Here is a 22,861-nt window from a genome sequence, read left to right as displayed (position 1 = left end):
ATTACTTCTTATGCTGAAAAGAATAATCAATATAGCAATGTCCGTCTTTGTTTGTACCTGTGTGTACGGGCAGCAGCCGGACATTGCTGCTTTTCTTGAAAAAGAGTCATTGGCAAAAGATGACTTATCAACGGGAGAGAAATCTTCTGTGGAAGTCATTCCCGGTATGTTCACCACTTATCGCAATGGCGATCGCCTTTATTGGGAAGTACCCGATTCATTGCTGGGACGTGAGTTTGCTGTTACTACCACTATCTTGGCGGCTCCTGCCCGTCCCTATCGGGATATGGAGAAGAAGTTCGGTTATGCAGGCGATATGATAGGTCCTGTTTTCTTCAGTCTCCGCAAGCAGGGAAATGAATTGTGGATGGTAGACCCATTGAATGAAAGAATAGTAGAGGGTACCGTGGGAACATACGCTCGTATCGCTGCCCAGCGAGGAAATGACAGGCTCTATAAAGCGTTGCCTATTCGGGCAAAAAGTGAAAGAAGTTCATTGGTGGAAGTAGGTTCAATATTGAAAGACTTTCCTTTGTTTACGCTTGATATCGTATCTTTCGATTTGTCGATCGGTTCGCGTCAGAGGGATAAAGACCACATAAAAGAAATCACCGGTTATCAAGATCGTCTGTTGTTCCATATATCCCGTAAGTACGGAAGCTCATCGTTAAGACTGCCGGGACAGCCGGAAACTCCTTCTTATATAGGTGATTGGGATACGGGATTGTGTATCCGTTTACTGTCCGAGCAACCTTTGGAGGCAGTCACGGCTGATGGCGGTTCTTATTTTGCTATTGGAAAAGAGGTCTTCGAGGGAGATAACCCTTCCCGTCGGAAAGCATTTATTAAACGGTGGCGGCTGGAAGTACGTCCCGAAGACAGAGAGAGGTATATGAAAGGGGAATTGGTGGAGCCTGTACAACCCATCATTTTCTATATAGACCGCAATACGCCTGAAAAGTATATTAACTGTATCGTTGAAGCCGTACGCGACTGGCAACCGGCTTTTGAACAGGCGGGTTTTAAGAATGCGATAGATGCGTGTCTGGCACCTACGGCAGAAGAAAATCCGGAGTTTAGTATCTATGACAGCAGCTATCCGTTCATTTCATGGAAGATATCCGGTCTGAACAATGCGTACGGCCCTACTCCTTGCGAATCCCGTTCGGGTGAGATTATCGCCTGCCACATCGGCATTTTCAGTAGTGTCTTGAATTTGGTACAGAAATGGTACTTTGTCCAGTGCGGTGCCAATGATCCTCAAGCATGGGACATCGTATTGCCGGATTCTTTGCAATATGAACTTATCAAGCTGGTGCTGACTCATGAAGTCGGTCACACACTAGGACTGGAACACAACTTTCTGGGTAGTTCTCATTATTCCATAGAACAATTGCGGGATAATGAATTTCTGAACCGCAATGGGATAGGAACTTCCATCATGGATTATGTGCGTTGCAACTATGCGTTGCGGCCCGGCGATAAAGTCGACCTGAAGAACAGGCGTGTTCGTATTGGTAAATATGACAGATGGGCTATCGAATGGGGCTATCGGATATTTCCGGGAAAGGACGCTAGGGAAAGGGAAAAGAACAGAAGGTCATGGAATGAAAAACAGCAGCAGAACCCTTGGCTGCATTTTTCGGCAGGAGTAGATGTGGAGTCGCAGATGGAAGATTTAGGCAATGATCATGTCGCCATTAATACGCAGGGAATAGAGAATCTGAAATATATCTGTGCGCAGCCGGAGGCTTGGAGAGTGACGGATAAAGTCTCTTTATATGTGTTGCAAGGACGTTATCAGTCTATCGTCCAGCATTATACAAATTGGGTTCGGCATGTCTTGTCGCATTTTGGCGGAAAGCGCCTTGCCGGTTTGGAGAATGATAATATCTACCTGCCGGAGAAAGCGGATTATAACCGGAAGGCTTTGAAGTTCGTGCAAACCTACTTCTTACAACCGCCTGTGTGGCTGTTTAACGAATCGCTCACTACTCCTTTGGAATTGAATGCCGCTAAAGAATTGGAACACTTTTATGAGGGACTGATGCCGGATTTGATACGTTCCCTTCGGAAGGTGGAGGAATCGGAGAATGCGTGTGAGGGTATGCTTTCGGTAGATGAATTCTTGCAGGGTGTACATGAGGGATTGTTTACGGAAAGGACAGACAGTACATCAGTGGATTCCGCTTTAGTGGATGCTGCAAAGCATAAGATACAGGCACTGTATGTAAGTAGTTTGCTGAAACTGACGGAAAACCCGGAGAAGATACCTTCGTCCCGGTTATTGATAGCTGCGAGGCAGGCATTGAAGAAAATTAATAATGAGAAAGGGATAGAAAGAAATTTATGAAAAACAAAAGAGTACTATTCTTTATATTACTATGTGTCGGTGCACTTGTGCAAGCACAGGAGACAGTCAGACCGTTTGAGGAGTTCTTCGTTGAAGGAATGAAAAAGATAGATGGAGTATTTCCCGTCTATGTGGCGGACGGAGAAGTATACTTGGAGATACCTTCCGAATATATTGGTCGTGAAATGCAAATCAGTGCGCAGATCGACAGAGGTTTTGATTTGCTCTGTCGTCCCGCCAATGGTTTGGGAGTGGTGCGTATCACCTCTCCTACTGAAGGAACCGTCTGCTTTCAGCAGCCGTTTTATATGGAACGTATACTAGATACGGAAAGTGTTTATCAGCAGGCTTTTTCATTGTCCAATGTACAGCCGGAAGGAATCAGCTATCCGGTAGTGTCCTATTCCGGAGAGCGGGGAGCTATCATTCGGATCACGGAATATCTGTTGAATGGAGACGAATGGTTCAGTTATCAGCATAGTTTTATTCGTTCGCTCGTTCCCGCCTTGTCCGAAGTGGTGAGAATACATCCTTTTGATGAGGGAGTATCATTCACTGTAAAGCGCTATCATGGAGTGGAGGCCGAAAGATATGTATATTCCAGTTCGGCTATAATGTTACCCGACGGCAGTATGCCTCTGGAAGTGACTTGTGTGCTCCGTCTGCTTCCGCAGAAGAAGGACAGAATTCGTCTGGCGGATAACAGAATACCTTACCGTACCTTACATTTTAAAGATTATTCGCAAGATCCTTATTGTATGGTGGAAGACTCGTTGATTCTTCGTTGGGATTTGTCAAAGCCGCTAACCTTTTATGTGGACACGCTTTTCCCGCAAGAATATTTCAAGGCGGTGAAGTCGGGAGTAGAAGCGTGGAACGGAGCATTCCGCAAAGCGGGGTTACGTCATCCGGTTTTGCAGGTAAAATACGCTGACCGTAGAGTTGTGTCGGCGGAGCAATCTGCCTTTATCTCTTATGACTTACGAATGCCGGGAGTGAAAAGTAGCTTGACTCATCATCCCCGAACAGGAGAGATTCTCTCATGTCGACTGAACATAGGGCATGGTTTTATGAAGGGGCTGCTGGATAATTACCTATTGACGTGCGGTGCAACTGATTCACGTATTCGGACAGACCGCTACTCAAAGGAAGTTGCAAAAGAGTTGTTGCAGAACGAAGTGACCAAAGAGGTCGGGCACTTGTTGGGATTGAGTGAAGTACGTTCAAAAGCAGTGTGTAATGGACCTTTGAAAGTTGGAGAAGAAGATGAACGGGCTATTTATTTCGGTTATGTTCCTTTGAAAGGTACCGGGAATTGCTATGATGAGCGTGAGAAACTCCGTCGTTGGCTGGGAGATTTCCATGCTGTTGAGAGGCCGGAAGATTATGCAGTGAAGATCGTTCATCTACAGACGGTACTTAGTCAGTTGGATAAGATTGTGTACAAAGAAAAAGCAGCTCGGAAAAGTAGCTCGTTACGCGAGCTTTATAGAAAAGCCATTCAGTTGTATGCTTCTTATTTGGCGGGGATTGCTGAAAATATCCGTGAGGGACAACCTGCTGAAGTACAACATCAGGCAATGATGAATTTAGACAAATATTTGTTCCATCCGACCCTTGAAATGGAGTGTGATTATGTGAAGGCGAATTTGTTGGAAAACAGAAATGATTTGCTATATCCTGAGGTGAGGAAACTATTCAAACGGTTACTGCAAAAGAATTATATCCGATGTGGCTATCCGGAGTTTTTCCAAGACCTGTATAAAGGATTATTTAATGGATTCAATTCGGAGTTAACGATCAGTTATGCACAGTTGGATATTCAGTTGCTGTGTTTGGAAGCGTGGTTAGATGTTGTGCGTGGGGCTTCCGGTGAACATAAGTATGCGACTGGCTGTTTGGAGAATGAGCTACACGGCTTGTATGGCAAGTTAAAAGAACTTAGCGTTACTCATTCACAGATGGAAGTCCGTGAACTATATTTACTCTTTTTGCAAAGGATAGAGCAGTATTTTCGTTCCGTTTCGTAAATGTTTTGTAAGTTTTGAGTTATCTTTGTCGTACTTAATGAAGTGAGTAGTAACTGAAAGAAGTAAATTATAACAGAAAGATGACTATTATTTTTCCTTCACCCATCTTCGGTCCTATACATTCCCGCCGCTTGGGTGTTTCTTTGGGAATTAATTTATTGCCGGATGACGGTAAAGTTTGTTCGTTCGACTGCATCTATTGTGAATGCGGCTTCAATGCCGAACACCGTACAAAGAAACATCTTCCAACCCGTGAAGAAGTCCGTGCGGTTCTTGAAGAGAAGCTGAAGGATATGCAGGCAAATGGTCCTGCGCCCGATGTATTGACTTTTGCCGGAAACGGAGAACCTACTGCGCATCCTCATTTTCCGGAGATCATAGAAGATACACTCGCACTTCGCGACAAGTATTTCCCAAATGCGAAAGTCAGTGTATTGAGTAATTCTACATTTATTGATCGTCCTGCCGTGTTCGAAGCATTGAATAAGGTAGATAATAATATTCTGAAACTGGATACAGTGGATGAAGAATATATCCATCTGTTGGACCGTCCTAATGGAAAATACTCTGTGAGAAAAATCATCGAAAAGATGAAAGAGTTCAAAGGAAACTGCATCGTACAAACGATGTTTCTGAAAGGAGGCTATCAGGGAAAGGACATGAATAATACATCTGATAAATATGTGCTTCCCTGGATAGAAGCGGTGAAAGAAATCGCTCCCCGTCAAGTGATGATTTATACGATTGACCGGGAAACACCCGACCATGATCTGCAGAAGGCTACACATGAAGAATTAGATCGTATTGTGGCTTTACTGGAGAAAGAAGGGATTTCGGCCACAGCTTCTTATTAAAGAAGCTGTGGGATCTTAACTTTCCTAATGATATTATCTATGTAAGGAAATATCATAATAATAGTCATTTATCGATTTCATAAAATACGCAGTTTGTTCTTCCCATCTGTCAGTTTATAATATTCTTGTTTCCATCTTCTTCTCCGGAATTATTGTCTGCCATGGCTTCGTCCGTACAAACGCTAAGTAGAGCGAGACAAGCTCCTGAAATCAGTTTAAATCTTTTCATTGTTTCTTTTTATTAGAAGTTGATAAATTATTTAATGCGAAAGAAAATATTCCTCTTTCTATTAATAAGCGATTAAAATGCGATTAATAGGCTTAACTTTGACATTCTGAATCAAGAATATCCTAAAATGTAATATTATTAATTTTTTATTAATGCTTTATTTCAATAAAAATTAAGTCGGGCCTCTTATTTTTGCACCATCCAATATACCGGAGAGTAAATATAATATATAATAATAAAACTAATAGTATGAGAAAAGTGAGCTATATTTCAATAGTTACGATTTGTGTGATTTTTAATCTGTTCTATATGGCAAACGCTCAAACAACGGATTACAATTCTCAACCTCCTCTGAAAGTAATTTATAACACCCCTGCCAAAATATGGGAAAGCGAGGCGCTTCCCATTGGTAATGGATTTATGGGTGCCATGCTTTTCGGTGGTGTTTATGTTGACGTCATTCAAACGAATGAACATACGTTATGGTCGGGTGGACCGGGCGAAGATCCTGATTATAACGGAGGGCATTTGAGAACTCCCGAAGTCAATAAGGATAATCTCCAAAAAGCGAGAAACCTCCTGCAACAGAAAATGACAGAATTTACTACCAATAAGTCTGCACACTTTGATGTTGTGGGTAAACTCATTACCCACAATTATGAAAGCGATGGAGAAGGTACGGAATTACGTGGATATATCAACAATATGGCTGGGACAAAAGAACATTTCGGTTCATTTCAGACATTAAGCAATATTATCATCACTTCGAACGACCCTAAAGCTCCGCTTCGTATCAAGGGACAGGTAAAGGAGAGCAATGATAATATCGGAAATCCGGACAGGACTTATTCTGATTACAATCGTACTCTTGATATAGATAATTCTATCCATACAGTTAGTTATAAGGAAGGTGGTGTAACTTATAAGCGCGAGTATTTCATGAGCTATCCGGACAACGTAATGGTAATCCGGTTGACATCAGATAGTAAAGAAGGTTTTTCACGTACAATTGCACTCGAGTCATTACATAAGACTAAAAATATTATATCAGAAGGAAATACCATCACAATGACAGGCTATCCAACTCCGGTAGGTGGAGATAAGCGTGTGGGCGATCATTGGAAGGATGGATTGAGATATGCACAGCAAGTAATGGTCAGAAATGACGGAGGTAGGATTTCAGCAGTAGATGGCATGATTAAAGTAACAGGAGCGAAAGAAATTGTTGTCCTCATGTCGGCAGCCACTAACTATGTTCAATGTATGGATGATAGTTACAACTTCTTTTCTAAGGGCGATCCTTTGGATAAGGTGAAAGCTATTCTGAAGAAAGCGTCTGCAAAAAGTTATCGGAAACTGTTGGCTGCTCACCAAAAAGACTATCGTAGCCTGTATGATCGTATGAAAATTAATTTGGGTAATGTGAAGAAGGTACCTGTCGTGACTACCGACAAGTTGTTGAAAGGGATGGATGAACATACTAATTCACGGGCCGATAACCTTTATCTGGAAATGTTGTACTATCAGTTCGGGCGTTATTTGCTCATCTCTAGTTCACGTGAAGGGTCATTGCCAGCCAATTTACAAGGGGTTTGGGCTGACAAACTTCAGAATGCGTGGAATTCAGATTATCATACCAATATTAATATACAGATGAATTATTGGCCGACACAACCAACCAATTTGAGTCCGTGTCATTTGCCGATGGTGGAATATGTGAAAAGTCTTGTTCCTCGTGGTAAATATACTGCTCAGCATTATTATTGCCGTCCGGACGGCAAGCCTGTGCGAGGTTGGGTGACACATCATGAGAACAATATTTGGAGCAATACTGCTCCTGCCAAGAAGGATACGCCTCATCATTTCCCGGCAGGTGCTATCTGGATGTGCCAGGATATTTGGGAATATTATCAATTTAATCAAGACAGGAAGTTCTTGGAGGAGTACTATGACATTATGTTGCAAGCCGCTCTCTTTTGGGTAGATAACTTATGGACGGATAAACGTGATGGAATGTTGGTTGCCAACCCTTCTCATTCTCCTGAGCATGGTGAATATTCGTTGGGATGTTCTACCTCGCAGGCGATGATTTGGGAGATGTTCGATATCATGATTAAGGCGAGCAAAGAGCTGGGCAGAGAAAATGATCCGGAGATTAAGGAAATCAGCACATCGTTTGCCAAGCTCTCCGGTCCGGGAGTTGGATTGGGCGGACAGTTCATGGAGTGGAAAGATGAAGTGACGAAAGATATCAGTGGAGACGGTGGACATCGGCATACCAATCATTTATTTTGGCTGCATCCGGGATCTGCCATCGTTGCAGGCAGAAGTGAGCGGGACAATAAATATGCGGAAGCCATGAAAGTGACATTAAATACACGTGGAGATGCGGGTACCGGTTGGAGTAAGGCATGGAAATTGAACTTTTGGGCACGTTTACATGACGGTAACCGTTCACATAAGTTATTGGAAAGTGCATTGAAACTAACAAACCCCGGTGCTAGCTTTGGGGGAGTATATACTAACTTGTTCGATGCACATCCTCCTTTCCAGATTGACGGTAACTTCGGGGTGACGGCTGGTGTGGCGGAAATGCTGATGCAGAGTCACGGAGGGTACATCGAATTGCTTCCGTCATTGCCTGACGTATGGAAAGAAGGTTCTTTTAAAGGTATGAAAGCCAGAGGTAATTTTGAAGTGGATGTTGAATGGAGCAATGGAAAAATAACGTCTGTTATTATTACCTCTTATTCAGGTAAGGAATGTATTGTCAAGTGCCCGGATGCAAAGAATTTAAAAGTTTCCGGTACTTCTGTGAGGGTCATAGCAGATGATATGATCTCATTCCCTACTTCCTCAGGAAAGGCATATAGAATTAAATAGAATAGAAATGAAACCTTCACTGGAACAACAATCACACGTTTTAGTGGAGGGGAAAATTGTCTTTTAGATATCAGAAAATAAACGTTTTTTAATTGTGAACAACAACCTGGTGATTATTGATTATGAATCTGAATGTACCGGATTCCAGTTCATATTCTGCTACTGAAGTAGAGAGGTGAAATGTTTTTTGTATAAACCTTACTCCGGGGATATTATTGAATTCTTCAATCTTTTCAGGAATGGGTAAATAAAGAGTTGCTGTTGTATTAGCCGGAACTGTTGTCTGATAACTTGTCATAGTTCCTTTTCCGTCAGCTGTCCATATGCTTTTTATTTCTCCGTAATTTGAATGATAGCTCCCCGATAATGACAGATAATTATTGCCAATTGAAGGTTGTAGGATAAAATGTTTATATCCGCACTTACCGTTTAGATGATCGTTTGTGATACCTAGTTGATATTCAAACATCCATTGCCCCACAGCCCCTAAAGCAAAATGATTGAACGAATTCATATGGTTTTCATTTTTCTTTCCGAAAGCGACTTCATAACCGTTCCATCGTTCCCAAATGGAAGTTGCTCCTTTTGTCACCGGATAAAGCCAGGAAGTAAGATTGGTGCAGGTAAACATACGATAGGCCTCTTTATGATGTCCGGAACGGCTCAAAGCTGGTAGTATATTAGGTGTTCCCGAGAATCCGGTAGTAATGGTATATGGAAGGAACGGTAGCTCTCCTTCACCACTGTGAGAGGGATGTATGGTAAGTTCTGCCAAATAAGATTCGGCTTTAGCCTTGTATTCATCGTTGAAACAATTGAAATTTAATGGAGTGGCATAAGAAGACTGTGAATGAATTATTTTTCCGTCTACAGTTTTGGTTTTACCGGTAGCAGGGTCTACATATGCTTTGTTCCATTCTGCTTTGGCAAGTGTATGACGCTTCCGTAATATTTTTGCGTAGTCGGTGTGTCCGATTGCTTCTGCCATATATGCTGTAACTTCCATCATATAAATATAAATGGCGTTATTGAGCATATCCGATGGTGTCCGGTCATCCATTGCCAACCAGTCTGCCAATCCTCCGGTTTTGCTCGATAAATGAGGGTAATTCTTGCTGAAATCATAGAAATCCATACCGTTCAGCCATGCCATCATTGCTTCTATATTATCTTCTATTATTTGTGTATTACCGTATTGCACATATAATTGCCAGGGAACCATACATATAGCGGCCGCCCACGTGGTTCCATCGGGGAAAGTAAGGTCATCCGATTTATAGTAAGCAGGGACTGTTACGCCTATCCCGCCTGGTACTTCCGTTGTGCTTCCCACTCCTTGGTCGGCTCGGAGAGTGACCATCCATTGACGGAAAAAGTTTAATACGTCGGAGTTGTAGGTTGCTGTTCTTACGTAGGCTTGTGCATCACCTGTCCATCCCATACGTTCATTTCTTTGTGGACAGTCGGTAGGTATCGTGAAAAAATTGCCAAGTTGGCTTCGTTGTATATTCTTAAATAATTGATTAACCAGTTTTCCGGTTTTTCCGTCGGTTGTTGTAGCTTCATAATTTCCTGTAGGCAAATGATCGGAAGAGAGGACAAGGCCTTTCACGTGAGAAAGAGGTAACGGATCTTTATGACCGGGAATTGTTATTTGTACGTATTGATAGCCGCGATAGGTAGTCGTCGGTTGAATAATTACGGCATTTTCATCCTTGGCTATATAGAAATCTGAAACCAGTGCGGCACGCATGGTCTCATAGAGAGGACGCCCTGCTATATTTCTGCCTTTTTTCCCATAAGTATCTACGTAATGTTGTTTATCTCCACAGAGGCCCGGATACAGTTGTTCGGCATAGCGGATTATAACCTTATCCCCTTTCTGTAACCATCCTGCAGGGATCGTAACGGACGGCACTCCGACCATGTTAACGCCCATATCATAAATGTATGTATGTTTATCAGCACTGTGTACGGGCATCACCTGTTTGGCGGTTAATGTTTCACGTACCCGAACAGGCTCATCGTGCCGTGCTACAATATCGAAATCGATCCAATCACGTTGGCTGATGATATCTGGGGATTGCCAGTGACTATCATTGTATTCAGGCTTTGTCCAATTTTCGGTTAAAGCTTCTTTGTTTGCATCATAACGTTCTCCATGGAAGAAGCTACCGAAACGTATGGGTCCGTCTTTATAAACTTTCCATGTGTTTCGGTTAGTAACGAAAATCTCTTTGCTACCGTCTTCATACATAACCACTAGTTTTGCCAGCAAGGCTTCGTTATCACCGAAGAAATTGAAATTAGACGTGGTGTAAGTCATGAATCCTGTATACCAACCCGGATTCAGTAAAGCAGCGATGCAATTGTTGCCATTATTCAGCATATCTGTTATGTTGTAAGCATGATAACCCAGGATCTTACGATATTGGCTATTACCGGGTGCAAACCAATCTTTACCTATTCGTTTATCGTTAATAAACATCTCATAAGCACCCATGGCAGTTACGTATATTTTCGCTTTCCTTATATTTTTGTTTGTATTTGTCGAAATTACTGTACGTAGCATGGTGAGTGAAGAATGACTAGGATCACTATATCCGATAGTCATTACTTCCGATTTATTTTGTACCAGAATTTTCTTGTTTTCTATTATGACATTAGGCAGACCTTCAAATATAGAATAGTTCCTATAATCGAATGTTACATTATTCTCACTATGTCCACAGTTCTTTATATGATAGTCAGTGTAGAGCACCTCACACTTAGGCATGGCTGCAAAACCGATAGAACAAAGATGAGGTAGTGTGTTAAAATCGTGTGTATTTCCCCAGGGACCGATGTTGAAAGATGTAGCAGAATTTATGGCCGAATTCATTTCATTATCTGTTAAAGCAAACAGATTCTTTTTATCAATGAAAAAAGACAGATTGCTGTTTTCTACATGGACGGTAATTGTATGGGGCTGTTTGATATTTCTCTTTGTGAACAGTTCGTTAATATTTGTTTGTAGGAAGTGCTTTTTCGAGATTGTGAGAAATGGAACATCTTCTGAATCGTTTTTTGCGTACCCTATACGATAGATATTCAAGATAGCTCCATTTTCCGCCCCTACTCCGGATAAATCAATCTCTATACGGATATAGTTTTGGCCGGATAAATTATCCGGGTTTTGAAAATCATCTGTCAAACGGAAATCATTAGCTCCCAGTATGAAAGAAATCTTGTAGCCTTTAAGTAACTGGAAGTTGGTGGATAACTCAAAATAATTATTTGAAGCAGCATCTAGATTCAGACTTTTTGAGCCGATCCATTGGGCACCATTCCAAGCAGATATTTTAGAATTCATCAGTCCGGTTTCAAAACGGGAAGAAGCCTGATAAATTTTTCCTGTAGCATCCCAGACTTTTAAATCCCAATGATAACTTGTTTCAGGTTGTAGGGCAACACCCATATATTTGATGTTATGAGAAAGGCCGGATTCTACCTTGTAACTGTTCCATACGGTATGTCCGTCACTTTCGCGGACGACCGTTATTTGGTAAGCAGTTTGCTTTTGCCCTGTAATGTCCGATTGCATTTGCCAACTGAATAATGGATGCTTGTCTTCAATGGTTAACGGCTCTGTTGTATTTTGTACTTTCAGATTGACTAAAGAAGTTGCTCCCCATACGGTAGTAGGAAAGAGCAGTAACCAAATGAATGATATACATTTTATTTTGTTGCTTACTATCCTCATACTATCATTCGGTCAGAATAAACTTACAACGTTCCACATCACGACTATTCGGACCGATCATCAACTCAAATTCACCCGGTTCACATACGAAGCCCAAGTCATTATTATAAAATTTAAGCAGTTCCGGTGTGATAGTAAAAGTAATCTCACGGCTTTCCCCTTTTTTTAAGTGAATACGTTGGAAACCTTTCAGCTCCTGGACGGGACGGGTGATACTGCCTGCTATATCACGGATATACATTTGAATGATTTCATCGGCATCATATTCACCTTTATTGCTTATGGTGATACTAGCAATCAATGAGTCATTTTTTATATTCAATTCGTTTGCACTCAATTTCATGGGTGAATAATCAAAAGTGGTATAACTCAATCCGTAACCAAACGGATAAAGAGGATCATTCGTTACGTCAATATAGTTGCTCCGGAATTTCTCGAACCATTTATCTTTGTCCTGTGGACGACTTGTATTTCTGTGATTATAATACATCGGCAACTGCCCTACTGTCTGTGGAAAAGTGGTGGTTAGTTTGCCGCTAGGTGAAACATCGCCGAAAATAACATCACAGATCGCATCTCCCGTTTCACTTCCTGCAAACCATACATTCATAATAGCAGGAACATTCTTTTGTTCCCAGTTCATCACAGTGGGGCGACCGGAAAAGTGCAGTAAAACCACCGGCTTTCCTGTTTTTACCAATGCTTGCAATAAATCATGTTGTGCATCGGGCATTTCCAGATTAGTACGGCAACTGCTTTCTCCGCTCAACTCTGCCGGTTCGCCTAAAGTAGCTATAATGATATCCGACCAGTTGGCGATTTCCAGTGCCTCTTTAAGCAATTGTTCATCGTCCAGATGTGGCAGTTCCCCTTTGTTTACCCAAGTGCGTTCCTCAAATTTCTCGTCATACATGAAATTACTCCCTTTGGCATAACGTATTGTGGCACGCTCACCTACATTACGTTGCATCGCTTCAAGGATTGTGCTGTACTTACTAGGTACAGCAGCTACTGCCCAGGTTCCCTGCATTTGAGTTCTGGTATTGCCTAAGGGGCCAATTAATGCGATTTTGCCTTTGCGTTGCAATGGTAATAGTTGATTTTCGTTCTTTAGAAGTACAAATGTTTCAGTTGCGATTTTGCGTGCTTCCGCCCGGTTACTCTCTGTGTAAATCTCGCTTTCTGCCCGTTCGTCGGATAGAAAGCGGTAAGGATCTTCAAATAATCCTAACTTTTGTTTGGCTTCCAGAACTCTGCGGCAAGCAATATCAATATCGTTTTCTGTAATTTTTCCGTCTTTCAGTGCTTTTTCCAGTTGTGCTACAAAGGCACGTGACCCCATATCCATATCAGTACCGGCTTGTAATGCACGGGCAGAGACAGATTCCAAGTCACCTATGCTATGGTTGGTCAATTCTACTATTGCAGAATGGTCAGTTGTAACAAGCCCGTTAAATCCCCATTGTTTACGTAATACATCGGTCAGTAACCATTTGTTTGCAGTTGCCGGAATCCCGTTAATATCGTTGAAAGAACTCATAACACTTCCTGCTCCTGCCTCAATAGCTGCCTGATAAGGTAGAAAATATTCGTTATACATGCGGTTCGGACTCATGTCTACCATGTTATAATCCCGTCCGGATTCAGATGCGCCGTAAAGGGCAAAGTGCTTTACACAAGCCATGATTTCATTGTTGTTTTTCAAGCCTTCTCCCTGATAACCTTTAATCATTGCTTTTGCTATGGCTGCCCCTAAAAACGGATCCTCGCCTGCACCTTCTGCAACACGCCCCCAGCGGGCATCCTTACAGATATCTACCATTGGACTGAATGTCCATGCAATACCGTCAGCACTTGCTTCACATGCTGCTATGCGTGCCGATTTCTCGATAGCTGCCATATCCCAAGAGCAAGATAAGGCCAAAGGTATGGGGAAGATGGTTTCATATCCATGGATTACGTCCATGGCAAACAAGATCGGTATGCCCAGGCGGGTTTCTTTGACGGCAATATCTTGCGCTATCCTGATATCCCGTACTCCTTTCAAGTTGAAGATTCCACCTACCTCTCCACGGCGGATATCATCTAAAATATCTGTATTCTGGCCACTTGCTGTTGTGATAGGACCGGTTGGCAATAGATTCAACTGCCCTATTTTTTCTTGTAAAGTCATTTGGCTCATCAGGTCGTCAATGAACTTGTCATTTCCTTTGGGGGTACATTGCACCAACATGAATGAACTTAGTAATATCAGGCTTACATTCCAAAGTGTTCTTCTGTTCATATTTTCAAGGAATTAAATTAGTTTGAATAAGAATCGTCGATTATTATTGAATCGTGAATGAATATGTTCCTCCTTTTTTCCATACAATTGCTTTAGACTGTTTACCGGGATAAAGTCGTACGATACAATTATCAGGTATCTCGATTGAACAGTTTCCCTGTTTGGTCAGGTTAAGATTGATATATCCCTCTTTCACAGGTATACGTCCTTTCGCCCAATTCAATTCGAGTAAATCCGGTCGTAAGGTGTATTCTGAAATTTGCTGATCGGACTGTGAAAAGCCATAAATACCGTGCAGTATGGCAATGATCGGAGGTACACCGTTTGCTCCGTGGCAGAGGCTTAGTCCGAACGGGCGTTCATAGAATGTCAGTTGTTTTTCCAATGGACTATTCAATGAGAAGTTTTCGGGAAACCGGGTATTTCCCTGGCGTAGCCAATCGCCCCAGACATCATCCAATAGAGCAAACATCTCTTTGATACGTCCGGCTTTTATGTATGCCAGGTACTCATATCCTTTCTCATAACTGATGTTTTCTTTATAGAATGGGATAGACGGGATTACTTTGTCGAATAAATACGGGTAATTCTCTTCCGGGTAAAGTCCTGTCAGCACTCCCCAATATTGTGCATGGTGCGAGATGCGGTCGTCTTTGCTTCCATCTGTCCGGTAGCCGTTGATGAAAGCCTTCCGTTCATTATCCCAGAAGTAAGTTATAATGTTTTTGCCCAGTTGTCCGGCTTTCTGTTCATAGTGGCGGGCAAGGGAATGTTCTTTCCAGAGACGGGCAAAGTAGGCAGCAATTTTAAAATTCTGATATAACATCATTTGTCCGTATGCGGCTATTCCGAAATCATCCGGTCCCATTTTACGGGACCACCCTGGGATAAAACCTGTGGTGGGAGGTGCAGCCGCTAAAAATCCGTTCTCATCCTGAATGGATTCATAAAGTGCTAGCTGTTGGAGAATACGGTCTTTAAACATCAGTGAAGTACTAAGGTCTCCATAATGTAGATAATCCTGTTTAAGTCCGATAAGAGCGTGTAAAGGATAGTCCACGATTCCCCAATCGGAAATTTTCGGATTGAAGGGCATCAGGGCAATGGAGATTCCATTGCGGGCTACTTGCCGGTCGCCAAATACATAATCACCACCCAATGCGCTGATTATAGCATCCATTGACCACGGCAGATAATCGCGTTTCACTCCATCCAGATAAAAGTTGTGCATGGATGTGTGTAAAGTAGCTATACCCGCTCTCCAAAGATTGTTGAGAGCTTCGTTGTCACTTTCAAATTGCATCCGGAATTCAACCGGCCACACTTTGGCATCGCAGCGGATAGAAGCCACTGTAGAGGGATGATCGCAGGAAATTTTCAAATACCTCAATGCACGTTCGGGCAATCTGATTTCCTGTATTTTATCAGTCAGAACATAAGTTTTAACAGCTTTCTGTTCAAGACTTCCTACATTCTCATTCAGAGCCTCTTCCGGCGATTCTCCTACACTGAAAGAGATTCTGCCACTACCGGAAGCCTGTAAAATGACACTTCCTACTTCCAAGTGGTGAAAATCTACCAGTAAACAACCATTTTTACCTATTTCTAATATACCATTTTTATGAGTCGCATTTCGTACTATGATGAATTGTTTTGCCGGGATAGATACTGTCAGTTCCTGTTCGTCATCAGGAGATTTTCCCGGTTTATTGTATCTTGCATCTGTTTCGGGCAGGTTCCAGTGCTGGTCGTCCAGGCTTACTTGCCATTTTTCTATATTTTCTGCATTTTCTCCTTTTACGATCAGTGCGGGAAGTTGTTTATCTGTTGTCACATCAAAAAGCAGCAAGTGTTTTCCAGGCATCAGTTTAAATGTTCCGGTTCCTACTGTCTGCCCTTTTCCGGTTGTATTTTGTTTTTTTCCGTTGATAGAAAAAGTTACATTTCCTGTTGCATTCCAACAGATTTCCGTTTCTTCAGAGAGCGTCAGTTCTTTCCGGAAAAACGTCCGGTATGCGTCTTTCGTAAAATTGCCGGGATAGCCTACGTTTACACAACGTTCGGCCGACTTTTCTTTTTGTATTCGCTGAAGATGTGCGCTTAATTGTCCCGGATACCACATATAACTGCTATTCCAGCTCGTGGCTTCTTCTACGGGAAGAATTTTACACGATGCATCCAATAAAGGATCGAATACTGTATTTTGTGCTATTAACGGCAGAAACGTGCAGCTCCATACTCCCAAGTATAGGAGCAAGCGGTTCATTTTTCGTCTACCGGTTGGATTGAATGGATAAGGTAGTCTGTTGTTTTTCATGGATTCCGTTTTAGAGTTCGGAAGCAAATGTAAGACAATCCATGAATACTATTTCTCTGAATCATTACATCAAACATACGTCACTTGTTTGTTTTAACAGAAAAGAAGATGATACAATCATACATCATCTTCTTCTAAGTGATTAATAATCAAAAGACTATTTCTTTAAATGTGGGTATGAGTGTTTAATCATACAGTTTATCCGGCGACCTAAATAGTAAGTATATAAGAAGTCAGACTGCTTTCCTGCTCCAGATTCAGTTTCCGTTTCAACCGGTATTTCTTCAGTTCAACAGACCGTAGAGCAATTCCCATAATAACAGATATTTCTTTGGTAGACAAATTTGCCCGTATCAGACAACAGAATTTTAATTCCGAGGGAGACAAATCGGGATATGCCTTTTGCATACGCAGCATAAATTCATAGTGTACTTCTACGAAATAATTCTCGAAGGACAATAACTTATCTTTCTCTGTGGCTCCTTCCTGAATGATTTTCATAAGCCGGCGGTAGAGTTTGTTGGGATAACGTTCTCCCAATTCATTCTTTTGTGTTTCCACTTCCGTAGAGATGGCATCCAATAGTTCTTGCTTCTGCGTAAGGAAACGCATACGGTTTTTCAGTTCGCTTTCCTGATTTCTTACCTTTTCCTGTAATTGCTCATAAGCCTGTTGCTGCAATTCTTCTGCATGTTTTTTCTGCTCTTCCTCGTATTTCCGGAGAAGTCTCTTCCGTTTGCGTTCACTGATAAACATTACTATACCGGCTGTGATAACCAGCAGTATGAGAACATACAGTGCAATCATCCATGTCCGTTTATAGAGAGGTGGAGAGACGACTATCGGAATAATCAGTGAATTCTGATTACTGTCTTTTATTTCAAGCTGATAAGAACCGGAGGGCAGATTAGTGAAATAAATGGTTCCCGAAGTCTGCCACGAGCTCCATTCATTGGTTACTCCGGGTAGCCGGTAAGAGATGGAAGTAGTGTGTGTACTCAATCCTGTAGTTACCTGAATGGTGATATTGGTGGCTGTATTGGGAAGTTCTATTTCTTGCTGGTGGAAATCTGCATAATGAACGATATTATTATTGTCGGTAAAGCAAAATGTTTCCATCTCCAGAGGAGCCGGATTGGCCGTGCAGCGGCTGACCATCTTATTATTTATAACGACCGTCCCTTCACAAGTGGAAACAAACGTGATGGAATCATTGATAGATTTAAGATTGTAGTGCTTGTCATAAAGCATCAGTTCGTTATCTACAAAAGGCCAGTGCATAACCGGTTCAGCAGATAAGTCTGCTATATGATACAGAAATAACTCTTCATCTGTTGCCACCCAGATATCGTTCTTGTATGCAGTTTTGACAGACTGGAGCTTGTCCAGATACAATATCTCTTTGCTTATGTTTTCCAGCCTGTTGAAATTCTTCCCTGAAATATCGAACTGATAGATTCCTTTCGGGGTGGCAAACAGAATTTTATCTTCAACTTTAAATAAGCTGATTCTGTTGTAATTGGCATATCCGTCAATCTCGGAGAAGTTATCAAATTCCGTAACTTCGGTCAATTCACGGTTGATGCGCAAACGATAAATACCTTTTTCGGGATGAATAGCCCATACAGTATGGAGATTCTCCGGCATGATACTCGCATAATCTCCAGTATTCATGAGCAAAGAACGGTATTTCCAAGTATTGTCTTTGTATTCGAGTAGTGCGATTCCGGAATAAGAACGTAGGAAGATGTATTCGTCCCCGTGGTCGGCTACGTATTCAAATTGCCGTACTCCGTTTATGTTGCAGAACGGTTCGAAACTGGAACGTTGCGGAGTCATTTTAAACAGTTGTGTCGTAGTGCCGCACAATAGTTCGTTTTTCAGATTGCAAAATTGCAGAGGATATATGGAAGTCGGTATTTTCTTTCCGTCTTCCTCATAAAGATAGATGCCCTGATTGGAGGCAACATACGTTTTTCCATTAAAATGAGCTGCATCAAAGAAAGTTCCTATGTCGGTATTGGTTTTCCAGAGGTAGGTTGCCGGTTCGAGGATAATGGATGAGATACCGTTGTCGAGTGAAAGCCAGAGGGAGTTTTCATCGGCAAAACACAGGCCGTGAATGTTGAGATCTTGCAGTTGTGAAGAATGGTAATGTGTCTGTCGGTTATTTTTCAGGTCTATCAGGAACAGTCCGTCACCTATCGTACCGACAGCAAGCAGTTCATCTTTCCAGATACTTCCGCAGTCTATCCGCACAGGAATGTGAGTCTCATTTTCCAATTGCATGAACAAACCTATTTCATTGTTTTTTAATGAATATATCTTTCCGTCAGATTGCCCTATCAGGTACTCGTTATCGGCTATTTGAAACATGAATTTGGTTTCGCCGTTCCCAAAGACTGCCTGATCGCAAAAAGTCTCGAGCTTACCTTTATGAATCAGCATGAGAGCTCCTCCGCACTTCTGGGTAAATAGTTTTTCTTTGACTTGGTAAAGAGAAACACAACAGTCATTCTTAAGCAGGTAATCCATGACTTTGCCGTCATAACAGATGATGTTGCCAAAAGAATGAAAGTAAACTTTGCCCTCGGTTTCACCAATACTCCAGAAAGTCTCTCCTTTCATTCCCAGTTTGTTAACCAGAGGCAAGAGAGAAGTATAAATGATTTTTCCGTTCGTATCGTATTCCCAGTAACCGATGTTGTTGTCGCCAGCCGTATAGACTCTGTTACCGATACAACGTACTGCACGTACGGTACTGCGCTCATCCGGTTCGAGAAGCGTCCAGTCATTTCCGTTATACCTTAGTAATCCATTGTTATTGCTGCTATAAAGAATCTGTTCGGAAGAGATCGTAATTCCCCAGTTCTGAATCCCGCCTTTGTAGTTTTTATAGTTATAGTTTGTGATCTGCACGGGAGTCTGCGCTGTACCCGGAGTGATACAGGCGAAAGGCAATATACAAAGCCAAAGAAAAATCCAGCAGTATTTCATTTGTATTATACTTAGCAGATGTGTACCGGTAACAAAGGTAAAAAGAAATTTTGAGCAGACAATTATCAAGGGTGGTTCTTCTTTGAAAAATATGGCTTGGCAGATTCTTAGAGGAATAGTTTGGTGGACATATAGATTCATTGTACTGTGTATATATGTCCACCGTGCCGGGTATATATGCCTATTGTGCTGAATCTATATGTCCACCAAATCGGGTGTGTTATTCCTCTACCTCGAATGTGCCACAGACATTATTGGTGCCATCCCATATTCCGTTTGTTCCGACGTATGTATAGGCACCCTCATCAATCCTGTAACGGAATGAATAATAGTATGTTCCCGCTTCGGGTATTTCGGAGGTAAAGCCTTGATAATACCATTCATTTCCCCAGTCACCACTCCAAGGGCAAGTAGTCCATATCCATTCGTCACTTGACGGGTCGGAACTTGTGGCAGAGTAGCCGATTTCGCATGTCAGATGCTTATTGCCGGAAGTGGCAGCTTCTTCCAGATCGGTTAGTCCTTTGATTTCAATCTTTGAACCTGCATTGAAAGCTTCCCCTTTCTTGGGAGAGTTGTCCTGACGCCATTGCAGATTTACCCAACTGATAACCAGTTTGCTGTAATCTATACCATCGTCATCATCGCCGTCATCACCCCCTCCGGATGCTTCTTTTACTTCGAATGTCCCGTTTATGTTGTCGATTCCATTCCATAGTCCGCCTGTTCCTGCGTATTTGTAAGGACCGGAGCCGTTACGGATGCGGAAAGTGTAATAGTAAGTACCGGCAGGAAGTCCGCTGATATGTCCCTGATAGTAGAAGTTATCTCCCCAATCTCCATTGAACCAGCAGTCGTCCGTACTTGAAGTCCAAGTCCAGTCCGGTCCGGACGGGTCCGTATCACTCAATGAATAGCCGATATCGGCTATAATTCCTTCTCCGGTAGTACTTTCCATAGCGTTGGTGATACCGTCGGCAAATACACAGGAACCGGCCTCAAAAGATTCTCCCTCGGTGATGGAAGTCGAAGCGGCCCATTGTAGATTAGCCCAGGTAATAGGAAATTCCTCTTCAGGTCTTTCTTCTTCATTTTGCTTGTCCTGCTTGATAATAAGAGTTGCTATTTCTTCATCCTGCAGGAAGAAAGTGATGCGGCCTTCACGTGGTTGTCCGGTTTCGTTGTCACTGACCGTCACTGCTACATTAGCGATAAAATGTTCGTTTGCTCCGGGATAATGATCGGGGCTTACGCTGATCCAGTAGTCGGACGGAATGGCGTTCCAGCGGCGGGTGGCATCCACTTTGACGGCCAGGCTACTTCTGAATCCGGTAAAGGATAACTCGTTATTATTAAGAGTTAAAGACGCCTGTGCTATCTCTTCGGAGTCTTTGCAACTCCATAAAGTAAGAGATACGCATAAGAAGATAAACAGGTTATATATGTGTTTCATACTTTCTAATTGTTTAATGTGAATCTTAGGACCTATTCATATATAAATAAGTCAGTTTTATCGGAGGTAAGTCGTCACACGATAGATGCCCGGACTCCAGATAGCCTGATACGACGAGGGCGAATAAACAAAAATCTCATCCGTATGGTCAGCATTGTAATCGTTAACCTTTTCCGATGTCAGAGTACGGCGTCCTTTGGCTATCAGTACGGCATTGTGGTAAGTCTCATCACCGTTAAGCAAACGGGTTGCTTTCCATTTGCCGTCGGTGTAACCACCTTCCCATACCTGTTTGATATAGCCAATCTTTTTGGGATTGGTAGAAGCAAAGTGCACTTTGAAGTTGATTCCGGCAACTATGAATTCATTCTTTTCATTCTGGATAATCATTCCATAGGCATCTTCGGCATCATAAGTGATACGTAGCTGATAATCTCCCATAGTGACTGTGCGTTCCGATTCATCTGCTGTCTTCATCACACCAATGATACGGTTACTTCCCTGATGTTTGGTGATGAATGGCATTAACTCATCCAATACCTTGTAGGATTGTGCGAAAGTGAAATTGCCTACCCCGTCTTCAATCCCGAAAGGTGAATAGCAAAGTGCACCATGTTCTCCGAACACCCAGAAAGCATTTGCCGGTTTCATGACTGATTCAGGAATCAACAGGGGATTGTCGGCCCGATGATAGTCTGCTACGATATTTTTGAAATCGGAAAGGTAGATATCTGGTGCCAGTACATCGACATGGGGAGCGGCGGCTTTCCATATATCCATTACACGGGATACCGGTCCGCCATTGGGGTAAACTCCCGGCATATCTTCGGCTTTCTGCACCAGCCAGCAGTTGCAAAAAACAGGCAGTGGATAAATCTCCTTTGCACTTGCAGCTACATAATCAATATAAGTCGCATATTGCCAAGTGGTATAGAAACTCTTGCTCCAAGCATTATCTCCAAAAACATCTTTCCAGGAACCTGAAGTTCTAGCTCCGTTTTCTTCCCAAACAGAAAGCAGCTCGCTACGCAGGTTCTTCCGGTTTTTCTTTATATATTGGATAAGTGCTTGCGGTACCTCTTGTTCGTAAACTTTGAGTGATGCTTTCGAGTAGTCCATATCCTGGAAGATACCTACTTCGTTTTCCGGTTGCAGGGCGATGACTGTTCCTGTTCCCCGGTCTACTTTCTTGATGTATTCTACCAATACTTTGAAGGCTTTTGCATCTGCTTTCATGGTGTTTTCGCAGAAAGGGGAAAGCGTTTCAATGTCTTTGCCGTCTGCATTTTTCACGCGGAAGAATCGTTTGGTATCTTCTTTCACCCATGTGGGAGCATAGCTCGATTCACCGTTTTTCCAGCTACCAAACCAAAGGATACCCAGTTTGAGGCCGTTCTTTCGTGCTCCGCTTATCAGGCTGTCTATCAGGGTGTAGTCGAATGTACCTTCTTGTGGCTCAAACTGCTCCCAGGCAATCGGGGCAAGCACCGTATTCAGATTCAGTGTCTTTAATGGCCCCCACAGGCTATTCAGATACTCTGTGGTAGAGGCGGAAGAATTATGCAATTCACCTGCCAGCATGATAAATGGTTTTCCGTTTACTATCAGTTGCCAGCTTCCGTTTTCATTTCTAATTAGTTTGGAGGGAACTTCAGCTTTAATTGAAATTCCTAGTAAAAAGGTAAAATACAGTATTGTTGTTATTAGTTTCTTCATTGT

10 protein-coding genes are annotated in these 22,861 nt (G+C 42.4%); 4 read left to right on the top strand and 6 right to left on the bottom strand.

The genetic code is table 11. The annotated features are described in order from the left end of the window. The first annotated feature begins 10 nt into the window (after positions 1-10). The 4 genes from ACNOGP_RS04205 to ACNOGP_RS04190 all read left to right on the top strand — a co-directional run bounded on the left by ACNOGP_RS04205 (position 11) and on the right by ACNOGP_RS04190 (position 8,349). Positions 11-2,353 (top strand): zinc-dependent metalloprotease, encoded by a 2,343-nt coding sequence (locus ACNOGP_RS04205; protein ID WP_418214147.1) that lies wholly within the window; start codon positions 11-13, stop codon positions 2,351-2,353. After that, on the top strand, positions 2,350-4,383 hold the full coding sequence (locus tag ACNOGP_RS04200) for a DUF5117 domain-containing protein (RefSeq protein ID WP_418214146.1): 2,034 nt from the start codon (positions 2,350-2,352) through the stop codon (positions 4,381-4,383). The genes ACNOGP_RS04205 and ACNOGP_RS04200 overlap by 4 nt, the downstream gene beginning before the upstream one ends. An 80-nt stretch (positions 4,384-4,463) precedes the next feature. Beyond that, entirely contained in the window at positions 4,464-5,237 is a 774-nt protein-coding gene (locus ACNOGP_RS04195; RefSeq protein ID WP_195476888.1) for a radical SAM protein, read from the top strand. A 538-nt stretch (positions 5,238-5,775) separates the two neighbouring features. Then, positions 5,776-8,349, top strand: a complete 2,574-nt coding sequence (locus tag ACNOGP_RS04190; protein WP_418214145.1) for a glycosyl hydrolase family 95 catalytic domain-containing protein — start codon at positions 5,776-5,778, stop codon at positions 8,347-8,349. An 88-nt stretch (positions 8,350-8,437) separates the two neighbouring features. On the opposite strand, the gene ACNOGP_RS04185 is transcribed toward ACNOGP_RS04190, so the two are convergent. The 6 genes from ACNOGP_RS04185 to ACNOGP_RS04160 all read right to left on the bottom strand — a co-directional run bounded on the left by ACNOGP_RS04185 (position 8,438) and on the right by ACNOGP_RS04160 (position 22,858). Continuing rightward, on the bottom strand, positions 8,438-12,091 hold the full coding sequence (locus tag ACNOGP_RS04185; protein ID WP_418214144.1) for a family 78 glycoside hydrolase catalytic domain: 3,654 nt from the start codon (positions 12,089-12,091) through the stop codon (positions 8,438-8,440). 4 nt (positions 12,092-12,095) lie between these two features. After that, a complete protein-coding gene (bglX, locus tag ACNOGP_RS04180; protein ID WP_418214143.1) occupies positions 12,096-14,375 on the bottom strand; it encodes a beta-glucosidase BglX in 2,280 nt (759 codons plus the stop codon). A gap of 43 nt (positions 14,376-14,418) precedes the next feature. Further along, complete coding sequence (locus tag ACNOGP_RS04175; RefSeq protein ID WP_418214142.1) at positions 14,419-16,692, bottom strand: glycoside hydrolase; 2,274 nt, start codon at positions 16,690-16,692, stop codon at positions 14,419-14,421. Positions 16,693-16,902: 210 nt separating this feature from the next. Further along, the gene (locus ACNOGP_RS04170) at positions 16,903-19,689 is read right to left on the bottom strand and encodes a triple tyrosine motif-containing protein (RefSeq protein WP_418214141.1); all 2,787 of its coding nucleotides are present in this window, start codon (positions 19,687-19,689) and stop codon (positions 16,903-16,905) included. Between the two features lie 220 nt (positions 19,690-19,909). Beyond that, a complete protein-coding gene (locus ACNOGP_RS04165; protein ID WP_418214140.1) occupies positions 19,910-21,142 on the bottom strand; it encodes a BACON domain-containing protein in 1,233 nt (410 codons plus the stop codon). 57 nt (positions 21,143-21,199) lie between these two features. Then, positions 21,200-22,858: a DUF5597 domain-containing protein gene (locus ACNOGP_RS04160; protein WP_418214139.1), complete on the bottom strand. Its 1,659-nt coding sequence runs from the start codon at positions 22,856-22,858 to the stop codon at positions 21,200-21,202. Positions 22,859-22,861 lie beyond the last annotated feature (3 nt).

The organism is Bacteroides difficilis, from assembly GCF_048319815.1.
Lineage (GTDB): Bacteria > Bacteroidota > Bacteroidia > Bacteroidales > Bacteroidaceae > Bacteroides > Bacteroides zhangwenhongii.
The sequence above is the reverse complement of the archived record's forward strand: the minus strand, read 5'-3'. Positions and strand labels throughout refer to the sequence as shown.

Bases quoted from the DNA above. Each gene is read 5' to 3' on its own strand.
- ACNOGP_RS04185 (WP_418214144.1), bottom strand. From the start codon at position 12,091: ATGAGGATAGTAAGCAACAAAATAAAATGTATATCATTCATTTGGTTA.
- ACNOGP_RS04175 (WP_418214142.1), bottom strand. From the start codon at position 16,692: ATGAAAAACAACAGACTACCTTATCCATTCAATCCAACCGGTAGACGA.
- ACNOGP_RS04205 (WP_418214147.1), top strand. From the start codon at position 11: ATGCTGAAAAGAATAATCAATATAGCAATGTCCGTCTTTGTTTGTACC.
- ACNOGP_RS04195 (WP_195476888.1), top strand. From the start codon at position 4,464: ATGACTATTATTTTTCCTTCACCCATCTTCGGTCCTATACATTCCCGC.
- ACNOGP_RS04170 (WP_418214141.1), bottom strand. From the start codon at position 19,689: ATGAAATACTGCTGGATTTTTCTTTGGCTTTGTATATTGCCTTTCGCC.
- ACNOGP_RS04165 (WP_418214140.1), bottom strand. From the start codon at position 21,142: ATGAAACACATATATAACCTGTTTATCTTCTTATGCGTATCTCTTACT.
- ACNOGP_RS04160 (WP_418214139.1), bottom strand. From the start codon at position 22,858: ATGAAGAAACTAATAACAACAATACTGTATTTTACCTTTTTACTAGGA.
- bglX (WP_418214143.1), bottom strand. From the start codon at position 14,375: ATGAACAGAAGAACACTTTGGAATGTAAGCCTGATATTACTAAGTTCA.
- ACNOGP_RS04190 (WP_418214145.1), top strand. From the start codon at position 5,776: ATGGCAAACGCTCAAACAACGGATTACAATTCTCAACCTCCTCTGAAA.
- ACNOGP_RS04200 (WP_418214146.1), top strand. From the start codon at position 2,350: ATGAAAAACAAAAGAGTACTATTCTTTATATTACTATGTGTCGGTGCA.